Annotated in this window: 12 protein-coding genes and 2 pseudogenes; 9 read left to right on the plus strand and 5 right to left on the minus strand. The window is 68.4% G+C overall.

Features of this window, described 5'->3' with window-relative positions; all coding sequences use genetic code 11:
• Window positions 1-27: 27 nt before the first annotated feature.
• Together NP4_RS37445 and serS are read right to left on the minus strand one after the other, a co-directional pair.
• Complete coding sequence (locus NP4_RS37445) at window positions 28-1,875, minus strand: putative bifunctional diguanylate cyclase/phosphodiesterase (RefSeq protein ID WP_245998608.1); 1,848 nt, start codon at window positions 1,873-1,875, stop codon at window positions 28-30.
• A gap of 147 nt (window positions 1,876-2,022) precedes the next feature.
• Complete coding sequence (gene serS, locus NP4_RS37450) at window positions 2,023-3,285, minus strand: serine--tRNA ligase (protein WP_068008660.1); 1,263 nt, start codon at window positions 3,283-3,285, stop codon at window positions 2,023-2,025.
• 89 nt (window positions 3,286-3,374) lie between these two features.
• Between serS and NP4_RS37455 the strand changes: the two genes are divergently transcribed.
• The 5 genes from NP4_RS37455 (at window position 3,375) to NP4_RS37475 (ending at window position 7,371) form a co-directional block, all read left to right on the plus strand.
• Window positions 3,375-4,475: a septum formation family protein gene (locus NP4_RS37455; RefSeq protein ID WP_068008663.1), complete on the plus strand. Its 1,101-nt coding sequence runs from the start codon at window positions 3,375-3,377 to the stop codon at window positions 4,473-4,475.
• 5 nt (window positions 4,476-4,480) lie between these two features.
• The gene (locus NP4_RS37460) at window positions 4,481-4,834 is read left to right on the plus strand and encodes a metallopeptidase family protein (protein ID WP_068008667.1); all 354 of its coding nucleotides are present in this window, start codon (window positions 4,481-4,483) and stop codon (window positions 4,832-4,834) included.
• 166 nt (window positions 4,835-5,000) lie between these two features.
• The gene (locus NP4_RS37465) at window positions 5,001-5,306 is read left to right on the plus strand and encodes a PE domain-containing protein (protein ID WP_068008670.1); all 306 of its coding nucleotides are present in this window, start codon (window positions 5,001-5,003) and stop codon (window positions 5,304-5,306) included.
• A 43-nt stretch (window positions 5,307-5,349) separates the two neighbouring features.
• A complete protein-coding gene (locus tag NP4_RS37470) occupies window positions 5,350-6,540 on the plus strand; it encodes a PPE domain-containing protein (protein WP_068008673.1) in 1,191 nt (396 codons plus the stop codon).
• Window positions 6,541-7,371: an ESX secretion-associated protein EspG gene (locus NP4_RS37475; protein ID WP_082876563.1), complete on the plus strand. Its 831-nt coding sequence runs from the start codon at window positions 6,541-6,543 to the stop codon at window positions 7,369-7,371.
• Between the two features lie 6 nt (window positions 7,372-7,377).
• Here the strand turns inward: NP4_RS37475 and NP4_RS37480 are convergent, their stop codons facing one another.
• Genes NP4_RS37480 through NP4_RS37490 form a run of 3 tightly spaced genes read right to left on the minus strand, consistent with a single transcriptional unit; the run spans window position 7,378 to window position 9,427 of the window.
• A complete protein-coding gene (locus NP4_RS37480; protein WP_068008675.1) occupies window positions 7,378-8,037 on the minus strand; it encodes a histidine phosphatase family protein in 660 nt (219 codons plus the stop codon).
• Window positions 8,034-8,954 (minus strand): prephenate dehydratase, encoded by a 921-nt coding sequence (gene pheA / locus NP4_RS37485; RefSeq protein WP_068008677.1) that lies wholly within the window; start codon window positions 8,952-8,954, stop codon window positions 8,034-8,036. The genes NP4_RS37480 and pheA overlap by 4 nt, the downstream gene beginning before the upstream one ends.
• Before the next feature lie 53 nt (window positions 8,955-9,007).
• Complete coding sequence (locus tag NP4_RS37490) at window positions 9,008-9,427, minus strand: hypothetical protein (RefSeq protein ID WP_068008711.1); 420 nt, start codon at window positions 9,425-9,427, stop codon at window positions 9,008-9,010.
• A 105-nt stretch (window positions 9,428-9,532) separates the two neighbouring features.
• Between NP4_RS37490 and NP4_RS37495 the strand changes: the two genes are divergently transcribed.
• The 4 genes and pseudogenes from NP4_RS37495 to NP4_RS42235 all read left to right on the plus strand — a co-directional run.
• Window positions 9,533-10,294: a DUF2470 domain-containing protein gene (locus NP4_RS37495; RefSeq protein WP_068008681.1), complete on the plus strand. Its 762-nt coding sequence runs from the start codon at window positions 9,533-9,535 to the stop codon at window positions 10,292-10,294.
• A 131-nt stretch (window positions 10,295-10,425) separates the two neighbouring features.
• A pseudogene (locus NP4_RS43495) lies at window positions 10,426-10,656 on the plus strand (hypothetical protein); the annotation flags it as partial.
• Between the two features lie 127 nt (window positions 10,657-10,783).
• Window positions 10,784-11,542 (plus strand): CPBP family glutamic-type intramembrane protease, encoded by a 759-nt coding sequence (locus NP4_RS37505; protein ID WP_068008686.1) that lies wholly within the window; start codon window positions 10,784-10,786, stop codon window positions 11,540-11,542.
• A gap of 55 nt (window positions 11,543-11,597) precedes the next feature.
• A pseudogene (locus tag NP4_RS42235) lies at window positions 11,598-11,791 on the plus strand (LCP family protein); the annotation flags it as partial.

Below are 11,791 nucleotides of genomic sequence, written 5' to 3' on the forward strand. Positions count from 1 at the left end.
CCATTTTGCCGGTCGGCGACCGGGCGATCAGTTCCGCCCGGGATTGTCCATGGGAATCCAGCCGTTACCGGAGAATTCGTGTTCGGGAACACCCGCGCCGACCAGGCCGCGGGCCTCGTTGAGATCACTGATCAGCGCGGACACCGGATGGGAATCGCTGTAGTGATAGCCCTGGGCCAGGGCGAAGCCGAGTTCGGTGAGCACCGCGGCCTGATATTCGGTCTCCACGCCCTCGGCGATGACCTGCAGATCCAGCGATTTACTCAGGGCCGCAATGACTCCCAGCAGCGGCGGGGCCGGGGAATCGGAACGAATGGCCGCGACGAAGGACTGGTCGACCTTGAGGATATCGCTGGGGATGGTGGCCAGGCGGCTCAGCGAGGAGTAGCCGGTTCCGAAATCGTCGATGGCGATCCGCACCCCGCGCTCGCGCAGCTTGTGCAGATTGCCGATGGCGGTCTGGGATTCGGCGGCCAGCTCGCTCTCGGTCACCTCGAGCACCAATTGTTCGGCGGGCCAGCCGGTATCGGCCAGGATGCCGGAAACCCGGTCGGCGTAATCGGATTCGGCCAGTTCCAGGCCGCTGACATTGACGTTCAGCGTGAGATCGAGCTGGGCGAAGGTCTCCTGCAGCCGCGCGGCGTCGGCACAGGCGCGCCGCAGCACCAATTCGTCCAGATCGGAGATGAGGTCGTATTCCTCGGCGACCCGGATCAGGCCCTCGGTGGTCACATCCGGCTGTGCGTTGGACGACCAGCGCAGCAACGCCTCCACGCCGACGGCCTTGGTCCCGCCCTCGGTGAGGCTCACGATCGGCTGGTAGTGCACATCGAGCGCGCCGGTATCGATCGCCTCGCGCAGTTCCACCGCCAGCGGCAGCTGCCGCGAGGATTCCAGGACGGTCCGGTTGCGCCCGGCCTGCTTGGCCCGGTACAGACCCACATCGGCGCGACTGACCAGCAGCGAACCGGATTCGCCCGGCTGCCACGAGGTGACACCGGCCGAACAGCCGGTGGTGACCGCCGCGCGCAGTTGCTCGGTGAGCAGGATCGCGGCCTGTTCGGTGGTGCTGGGCAACAGCAGCGCGAACGCGTCCCCGCCGTAGCGGGCCAGACGCTGATCCGGCTGCAGCAGTTTCTGCCAGGTGTCGGCCACCCGCTGCAGTACGGCGTCACCCGCGCGGTGGCCGAGATGATCGTTGATCTTCTGGAAGCGATCGAGGTCGACCAGCACCAGCGCCAGGCCCTGTCCGGTCCGGGTGGCATGGGCGATGGCGCCGTTGAGCGCTCGATCGAAGCCGCGCCGGTTCAACAGTCCCGTCAGCACATCGATATCGGCGTCCGACGCCATCCGGGTGAGAATGCCGACCACGATGCCGACGCCCACGGTCACCCCGGCCGGAATCATGCCCGACCACCACGGCAATCCGCGCGAGGGCACCACCCATAAGCACAGCAGCACCGCGAACGCCACATGCGCCGCAACCCATTGCCACGCAAAGAAGATCGCGGCATCGCAGGCGATGAACACGTAGAACGCGGCGAGGCTGATCGCGCCGACGGTATTCGGAAACCAGTGCACCGCAACGGTCACCAGAACGGTCGCCATGGCGACGTACCCGTGATGGATCGAATGCGGCAGCCGCGGACCCCAGATCAGCAGGCTGATACCGAGCATCAGCGCGGTCGCCGCCGCCGCGCCCACGAGGGGACGATTGCCCTCGCCACCCGGGGCGATGGCAGTGATGAGCAGTCCGAGCACGCCACCCATGACGTAGAACGCCCCGGTCGTCCGTGCCATGACCATTGCCGTCGCCAGCGCCGATGCGGCCCGCACTCGCGTGCGGGTATCGCCGCGAGACCCGATTCCTCGCACGATGCATAGCCTAGAGCCAACCGACCTGAGCAGTAGTCACATCCGCAGGAATCGGCGGGCAAAGTCACGGATTCGCCTGCTCGGCAGCACATCGGCCACCGGGTGTTCGCTATGTCCGTAGCGCACCGATTGCTCGCGAATTATCAGCTATCGCAACGGTTCCAGCACCTCGCGTCCGACGAACGGCACGAGCGCGGCGGGCACGCGTACCGAACCGTCGGCGCGCTGATGGTTCTCCCACAGCGCCACCAGCCAGCGCGTGGTCGCCAGCGTGCCGTTGAGGGTCGCGGCGATCTGCGGCTTGCCGTTCTCGTCGCGGTAGCGCACCGAGAGCCGACGGGCCTGGAAGGTGGTGCAATTCGAGGTCGAGGTGAGCTCGCGATAGGTCTGCTGGGTGGGCACCCATGCCTCGCAGTCGAATTTGCGCGCGGCCGAGCTGCCGAGGTCGCCACCGGCCACATCGATCACCCGGTAGGGCACCTCGATCGCGGCGAGCATGTCCTTCTCCCAGGCCAGCAGTCGCCGATGTTCGGCATCGGCGTCCTCGGGCTTGCAGAACACGAACATCTCGACCTTGTCGAACTGGTGTACGCGAATGATGCCGCGGGTGTCCTTGCCGTAGCTGCCCGCCTCGCGCCGGAAGCAGGACGACCAACCGGCGTAGCGCTTGGGACCCGCGCTCAGATCCAGGATCTCGTCGGCGTGGTATCCGGCCATCGGAACCTCGGAGGTGCCGACCAGATACAGATCGTCCTCCTCGAGGTGATAGACCTCGGCCGAGTGCTGGCCCAGGAAGCCGGTGCCCGCCATGACCTCCGGGCGCACCAGCACGGGCGGGATCATCATGGTGAACCCGTTGGCCGTCGCGCGCTGCGCGGCCAGCTGCAGCAGGGCCAGCTGCAGCAGCGCGCCGTAGCCGGTGAGGAAGTAGAACCGCGAACCGGACACCTTGGCGCCGCGTTCCATATCCACCAGGCCCAGTGCCTCGGCCAGTTCCAGATGGTCCTTGGGTTCGAAGTCGAACCGCGGTGGCGTGCCCACGGTTTCGAGGACCACGTAATCGTCCTCGCCGCCCGCGGGCGCGCCGTCCTGTACGACATTGGAGATCGCGCGATGGGCGGCGTCGAGTGCGGCGTCGGCGGCGGCCTCGGCGGCCTCGGCCTCCTTCACCTTCGCCGACAGTTCCTGTCCGTGGGCCAGCAGTGCCGGGCGCTCCTCCGGAGACGCCTTGCCGACCTTCTTGCCGAGCGCCTTGTGCTCGGACCGCAGGTTGTCGGCGGACGCCACCGCGGCGCGGCGGGCCGCATCGGCCTCCAGCAAGGCATCCACCAGGGCCGGGTCCTCGCCGCGGGCTCGCTGGGAGGCACGCACGGCATCCGGGTTCTCGCGCAGGAATCGCAGGTCGATCACGAGTAAGCAGCCTATTACCCGTACTCGGTGGCCGCGGATCCGGATCCGATCGTGGCGGCGCCCGCCCCGCGCTGCCATCATGGAGCGCGATGTCCTCCCACGATGTGCCGTCCCAGGAGCCCGATCCCGGAGCCGAGCCGCCCGCCGGCGCCGGATCCTCGTCCGCGCGCAGTAAGGCCGGACGGATTCACCTGCCGGCACACAAATTGCGCTGGGGGCTGCTGGCCGTGGCGATCGGCGCGGTGGTGGCGGCGCTGGTGACCATGCTCATCTCCGGCTTCCGCAGTTCACACGGACTCGAGGCGCATGATCCGGCCGGACCGGCGCAGCCCGGCCGGGCCAATACCGCCTTCGGCACCGCGCGCTCGGGCGACTGCCTGAACTGGAGCAGCGCCAAGACGCTCGATCTGAGCAAGACCAACTGCGCGGACAAGCATCTGTTCGAGGTCACCGCCGATATCGACCTGAGCGCCTATCCGGGCCGGGAATTCGGGCCGGGCTCACGGTTTCCCGATTCGCTGCGCTTCCAGGAATTGCGCGACGAGCACTGCACCCCGGCCGCCACCGCCTATCTGGGCGGCAAATTCGATCCGCGCGGGCGGTTCGTGGTCGGCATGATCAATCCGGGCGACGACGGCTGGCGCAAGGGCGATCGCACGATCCGCTGCGGCCTGCAGTTGGTCAGCGCCAACGGCAATGCGACGCAGCAGACCGTCGGCCGGGTCCGCGACAGCGATCAATCCCGCACCTTCGATCCGGGCACCTGCATCGGCATCAATCAGAACCTGCCGACCAACGAGCCGACCGATTGCGCGAAACCGCATGCGTACGAGGTCATGTCGGTGGTCGATCTGGGCGCGCACTTCACCGGCGGCCCGCCGAACAGCGACGACCAGGACAAGTTCATGCAGGACGAGTGCGCGCGGGTGGCCGGCGACTACCTGGGCGGACAGGACGCGCTGATCAACAAGACGCTCACCATCTTCTGGGACAATATCGACGCCCGCAGCTGGCTGATCGGCAGCCACAAGCTGAACTGCCTGGTGGGCAAGGGCACTCAGGGCGGCTTCTCGACCATCACGGGTTCGGCCAAGGGCGACATCATGATCGACGGCCAGGCGCCGGTGCCGCCGCCGAGTTCGGGCCGCTCCACCCCGCAGCCGCTTCCCGGCGCGGCGCCCCCGCGGTAATCGCGGTGGCGGTGCGTATGCCGGACGATCGGTTCGAGGAACTGGTCTCCGACGCCCTGGACATGATTCCGCCGGAATTGGCGCGCGCGATCGACAACGTGGTGGTGTTGATCGAACCCCGCAACCCGGAGGATCCGCAGTTGCTCGGGCTCTATCAGGGCATCTCGCTCACCGAGCGAATCGATAGCCATTACGGCGGAGCGCTTCCCGATACGGTCACGATCTATCGCGATGCCATTCTCGAGATGTGCCACAGCGAAGACGAGGTGGTCGAGGAGGTCGCGATCACCGTGATCCATGAGATTGCTCACTACTTCGGGATTGACGAAGACCGCCTGCATCAGCTGGGATGGGGCTAGTCTTGACCCGCGGAGCGGGTCAAGACGAAAGAAACTGGGCTCGAGGGAACCGGAAGCGGCGACATCGCGTCCAACTACTCGTAGGGGGAATTCTCGTGGTTCCACCGAAGGGCAAACCTACGTCTGCCCGACAGAGCTGCAGCCGCCACTAGAAGGAGTTCGAGTAATGGTTGGCCTCGTCAATATCTCGCCCGAAATCGTCCTCGCAGCCGCCGCGGAACTCGATCTGCTGGCCGAGCGTCTGGCCGCCGTCTCCGGTTTGTCCGGTCCGGCCACCCATGTCCTCCCGTCCGGGGCCGAAGAGGTGTCCTTCCTGGCCGCCAATCATTTCAACCAGGCCGCCGTCAGCCACGATCGCGCCGTGGCCCAGGGCATCCTCGAGTTGAATCACGCCGCCATGACGCTGCGTCAACAGCTGGCCCAGTTCATCGCCGACGATCTCGGGAACGCCGCCGGCGTTTCGGTGATCTGACCGGGACCGGATCCGCCACCACCATTCGTTAAGGGGAGTAACAATGACCGCAGGGATCACCGGAGTGTTCTGGTTGCCCCGCATGGCCGAGGCGAACTCGATCTCGCTCAATGCCGGCGCGCACGCCATTCCGATCTCCGCCGCCGCGACCGCCTGGGGCGCCCTCACCGCCGCCTGGGTCGACGCGACCGCGACCGTTGCCCGCGTGATGGCCGAACTCGGCGTCGGCATGCAGGGCGTCAACGGTATCGCCGCACTGGCCCGGCTCACCGGTTTCACCAGCTGGGCCGAGGGACAGAGCGTGCTGGCCGCCGCCATGGGCGCCAAGGCCGCGGCGAACGCCACCGCCTACACCGTCGCATCGCTGGCCATGCCCAGCCTGCCCGAGATCGCGGCCGTCGAGGCACTGCGCGTCGCCGCGCATGCGCACGGCGGCGATCTGGACGGCAGCGCCGAGGTCGCCGAGGCGGCCAAGGCCGCCATGGATCTGCGCGCCGCGCTGGTGATGGAGACCTATGAGGCCGCGACCTCGGCCGCGGTCGTCACGCCGAATCAGTTCCTCATGCCCCCGCCCATCGCCAATGGCGCGGGCTCGGCCGACGGCGGCGCACAGAACACCGAAACCGCCTTCCAGGAGGGCGGCGCGGTCGATCCGGTGCAGGCCGCGGTCGGCGCCGCACAGGCGTTCCTGTCCAATCCGGGCGTCGCGGGCGCGGCAACCCAGGCCGCGCAGTTCGCGGGTTCGGTGGCCAGTACGGGCGTCACTACCGCCGGACATGTGGCCAGTGGCGCCATCGCCGCGGTCACCAATGCCACTGCGGCCCCGGCGGTTACGGCCGGCACGCCGATGATGGCCGGTATGGGCGCGGTCGCCGCCGGTGGCGGCGCGGCGGCCACCCGGGCGGTGTCCTTCGGTGGTTCGGTCGGCATCGGCAACGGCGCGGGCAGCCTCAAACTGCCCGAGGGCTGGGGAGCGGGCAATGTGCTGGGTGGGAGCAACCCGGCCGTGGCCGCCGCCGCGCCCGAACCGTCGGTGGTCCAGATGAGCGGCGGCCCGGCCCCCGCGCGCACCAATGCCACCGGCGGCAATCCGCTGCTCGGCCACCAGGTCCGCGAGGACGAGGAAGAGGACGGCCAGCACAAGAGCGCCGACTACCTGCGCGGCGAGCATTTCGCCGACGGCCGGGTCATCGCGGAGGGCGTCATCGGCGGCGCGCCGACTGGGGAACGCTAAGTGACGGTGCTCGGCGCGGGCCGCGGCCCGTCGATGCTCGAGGCGGTCCCGCTGTCGCTGGACGAGATGCAGTTTCTGCTCGAGAAGCTGGAGATCGACGAGGTACCCGTCGTGCTGGACGCGATGGGTCGCTACGACAATGTGACCGACCACGATGCGGCGATGGCCGCGGCCGCCGAATCGCTCACCGCGCGTGAGCTACTCGTCGACGGCGTCGTGCACCGGGACCTCGAGGATCGGCTGCGCGCGCTGTACCGGCCGCACTGGGTGATCGCCCTGCGCTGGTACATCGCCGACCGGGTGAACCGTTTCTGTCTGGCGAAGGGCGACGAGCTCGAGGTCGTCGCCCTGCGCGGGCCGGACTCCTATGTCATCGACGAGGCGGGCCACGATCTGCCCGGCACGGTGATGGCGGCGCTCGGCCCGGCGGATCCGCTCGAACTACACGGCATGAATGTCCTCACCGAGGAGCTCAAGCCCATCTTCAACGACGCGGGCGATGCCGCGGCCACCGTCGAGCGGCTCACCAAGGTGGGCAAACCGGCGCGTGACGCGCAGGCGCTGGGCTCGGCGCTGGTCGAAATCCATTCGCACGCCTCGGTTGTCGGCGTGATCTACGGCGACGGCACCCGCGATATCACCGACGGTATGGTCTCGGTCTACAACACCCGCGGCGGACGCTTCATCGCGACCACCACGCGGTCCGAGGAGGATGTGCTGTGGACCTCGCTGGCCAGCGGCACCCCGGCTCGGCTGCGCACGGCGCTGAAGGATCTGATCGATAAGCTGCCGCTGCGCGAGGATTTCACGCCCAAGGCCGGACCAGCCTGAGCCCGGTCAGCCCATCGGATCGTCGGCGGTGGGCTCGACCTCCTGGCCGAAGGGCGGCGTATAGCGCCCCCACCGCAGGCAGTCCCAGCCGCCGTCGGCGCGCGGCGCCAGTTCGATCGTCTCGGTGTTGTCGAGATGATTGTTCGTCGTGAACGGGGCCGCGACCCCGCTGATCGCCGCGGCGGCCAGGCGCATCGCCGCGCCGTGGCTCACCAGCAGGATGTCACCCGCCTCGGCATCGGTCAGATAGGCGGCCCGAAGTTGTTCCAGTACGGGCAGATACCGGTCCAGCACCTCCGAGCCCGATTCCCCGCCGGGCGTGCGCACGGTCAGATCGCCGCGATGCCAGGCATGGTAGATCCGCTGGAAATGTTCGTGCGCCGCATCGGAATTCAGTCCCTCGAGCTCGCCGACCTGCACCTCGTAGACGCCTTCGAGGACCTGTGCGGGCACCCCGGTGACGGCCTCGATATGGCTCGCGGTCTGCCGGGCCCGCAGCGCGTCCGAGCTGAACAGCCGCCGCGGCGGCGCGGCCAGATTCGCGGCGAACGATTTCGCCTGTGCCACACCGCGTTCGGTCAGCGGCAGCCCCGGCACCCGGGTGTCGAGGATCTTCGCGACATTGCCTTCGGTTTCACCGTGGCGCACCAGAACGAGTTTGTTCACAGGTCTGCCACCCCCTTCTTCAGATCGGTCAGCCAGGCGGCGGCCGGTTCATCGGGCGGCGGAGCCGAACCGCTGGGTGAACTCGCGGGCCAGGATCCCAGGTAGCGGATCCGACCGGCGGTGCGGTGCAGCGCCTTCAACGCCTCGGCGACGGCGGTGTCGTCGATATGGCCGACGCAATCCAGATAGAAACGATAGGTGCCCATACCCGTTCGGGTGGGCCGTGATTCGATTCGGGTGAGATCGACTCCGCGGGTGGCGAATTCGGCGAATACCCGCATGAGCGAACCGGGCTCGTTGGGCAGTTCCAGAATCACCAGCGAGGTGCGGTCGGCCCCGGTGCGCGGCGGCGCGGTGCACGGCCGGGTGACCAGAACGAATCGGGTCGTCGCCTGATCGTGGTCGGCCACGCCCGACGCGAGTTCGACCAGCCCGAGCCGCTGTCCGGCCAGCGCGGTGGATACGGCCGCGTCGGCATGTCCGGCGGCCACATCCTCGGCGGCGGCGGCATTGGAGGCCGAGGTGTACAACCGCGCCCGGGGCAGCCGGTGCGCCAGCCACATTCGCACCTGCGCGGCCGCGACCGGATAGGCCGCGACGACCTCGACATCGGCCAGCGCGATACCCGGGCGGGCGACGATGGTGAACGCGACATCGAGTTCGGTCTCGGCCACGATCTGCAACCGCGGCCCGACCGCGAGCGCGTCGAGTGTGGTCGAGATCGAACCCTCGATGGAACTCTCGATCGGGACGACCGCGCCCTCGACCTCACCGGCACGGATCAGTTCGAGGGCGTCGCCCTGACTGGGCGCGGCGATCCGTTCCACCGGCCCGTCGAAGGCGGCGGCGGACTCGAGCTTGGCGAGGGCCATCTCGGTGAAGGTTCCCGACGGCCCGAAATAGGCGATACGCGGCACGGATACGACATTACCGAGCGGTCGGGAACACGCCGGAAGTTTGCACGATTGTCCTAGGCCCGCAGCACGGCCAGACCCGCGGCCACGGCCTCGGGCGCGGCGGTCTCCACGGCCAGCAGCACCTCGCGCAGCGCCGCCACCGCCGGACCGCCCAGCGCCCGCAGGAATTCCAGATCGGGCCTGGTGAGCGCGGTGCGAATATCCTCGCCGCACAGGGCCGCGGCGGTGGCGGCGAGTACGGCCAGCGCTCGCTCGCCCGAATCGGTACGGATCACGAAACCGGTATCGGCGTGAGCGATCCCGGCCAGGAACGCGGCGATCCGATCCTCGGGCTCGGCCGGGTCCAGCACCGGCACATTCGGGATCGCGCCGATCGGTCTGATCAGGCCGTCCACCAGATCGGCGGGCTGGGGAACCGGCAGACCCAACGACAGGGGAACCGGTCCGGAAACGGAAGTCGAATCGTGCGGCACGGTTTCCACCGTAGCGATCGCAATGCTTGCGCAGGCGGCGTTCGTCACTTAGCTTAGGGTTACCTAATTCCCATTCGGCACGGATTGTTCCCTCGGAGGTACTACATGCGCCGCCCGTCCACGACCGTCGCACCGACGACCGCAGAACGGGTGCGCAGCGCCTGTGCCCATGCCGATCAGGCGATGCTCGCCCTGCCCGGTACCGATACCGTCCGCACACCCGTCCATCACCTGCGCTCATGCGGCGATGCCGTGATCACCGTTGCCCTCGATTCGCCCGCGGCCCGCGCCGCGGCCGAACCCAACGGCTCCCCCGCGGTCCTGGAACTGACCGATCACGCGCCGCTGGCCCTGCGCGAACCGGTCCGCTCGCTGGTCTGGCTGCGCGGCCGGGTACACGCCGTCCCCGATTACGCCCAGCGCGCGCTGGCCACCGAGGTGGCCAAGGAGAATCCGCATCCGAATCTGCTCGATGTCGGCCACACCACGACCGTGCTGCGCCTGGTACTCGACTCCGCCGTCGTGGCCGATTCCAGCGGCGCCGCCGCGGCCTGCCTCGGTGAACTGCGCGATGCCCGCCCCGATCCGTTCTGGGAGCTGGAATCGGCGTGGTTGCAGCATATGGATTCCGACCACGCCGATGTCATCGCCCGCCTGGCCCGGCATCTGCCGGTCCGCCTGCGCGGCGGTTCGGTCCGCCCACTGGCCATCGACCGCTACGGCGTGACGCTGCGCGTGGAGGGTCACGAGGGTGACCACGACGTGCGCCTGTCCTTCGAGCATCCCGTCGACGACGTGCAGGCGCTGAGCAAGGCCGTGCGCATTCTCGCGGGCTGCCCGTTCCTGCACGGCACACGTCGCCTCTGAGCTTCCGGGGGAACCTCGGCCGATTCCCGCCAGCGCCAAGGGGTTTCGGGCCCTGGATTCGCGTTCATGGGCGACAACGCGATATCGTCCGATCCGCCTGGCGGGCCTTCGCAACGCACGACGCCGAACAGATAGCGCCGCATTTCACCCGGACGCCGAATGGCTTGCCCCGGAGGGCAATGCGGCCGCGACAGCCTCGGCGGGCCCGGTCACCTGATCGGGACGGAGGCGATCACCCGCTTTATCGCCGAGGTTTCTCGCGGCTGTTCGTGTGCGAGGTGGCGATCCAGTGCCACGGTTTCTACAGCGACGGCGATCGGGTCATCGTCGAGGAGACCATGAGCGCGACCCTGGCCGACGGCAACCCCTATCGCAATGATTACCGCTTCGTCTTCGAATTGCGCGATGGGCTGATCCACCGGGTCCGGGAGTACATCGACACCGCGCGGTGTTCGACGCCGCGTTCGGAGGTCCGCATAGATTGGCGCAATGATCTCTCCCGTCGACGAACGCCGCTCGATTCGGATCGAAATCGCGGTCGTGCTGGTCGTCACGTTCGGACTCAGCGGGGCGAATGCGGCACTGTCGCTGCTCGAGAGCGCGCTGGCCCCCGGTGGGGTGGGCGGGCAGACGGTGGCGCTGAATCCGTCGCGGGCGGCGCAGTCGACGATCGATCTGCTGTTCCAGCTGTTGAGCGTGGCGCGGCTGATGGGATGGGGCGCACTCGGGCTGTATCTGCTGTGGCGCAGCGGGCTCGGGCCGCGAATGATCGGATTCGCGCGGATTCGGTTGCGCGGGGACGTGATTCCCGGACTGGTGCTCGCGGCGGTGATCGGGCTGCCGGGCCTCGCGCTGTATCTGACCGCGCACGCGCTGGGTATGAGCGTGACCATCGTGCCGAGCTCACTGGGTGATCACTGGTGGCGTCTACCCGTATTGATCCTGTCGGCGCTGGCGAACGCGGTGGCCGAGGAGGTCGTGGTGGTGGCCTATCTGCTGACCCGGCTGCGGGCGCTGGGCTGGTCGGACAATCGGTCGCTGACCGCCTCGGCCCTGCTGCGCGGCAGTTATCACCTCTACCAGGGCCTGGGCGGTGGTCTCGGAAATCTGGTGATGGGCCTGATCTTCGGCCGGTTCTGGCAGCGCACCGACCGGCTCTGGCCGCTGGTCCTGGCGCACGCCACGATCGATACCGTGGCCTACATCGGATACACATTGCTGCACGGTCACGTGTCGTGGTTGCCCTGACGACTATCGAATCGAGATGAACCGGAGGGTCGCCGGGATCAGTAGCATCACGGTGATGAACGGCGACGACCCCCGGCAGTACCCGCGGACGCGCCGGGTCCCGCCGCCGGGCGGGCCCGGACCGCACCGCCCGCCACACCCTCAGCGCCCACCCGGCGACGAGACCACTCGCGTCGAACCGACCCAGGTCATTCGGCGCGGCAATACGCCCGGACGCCCCCTGGCCTGGTCCGAGGCGCCGCAGAACCG

Origin of the sequence: Nocardia pseudobrasiliensis NBRC 108224 (assembly GCF_001613105.1) — a bacterium.
In the GTDB taxonomy this organism is placed as follows: Bacteria; Actinomycetota; Actinomycetes; order Mycobacteriales; family Mycobacteriaceae; genus Nocardia; species Nocardia pseudobrasiliensis.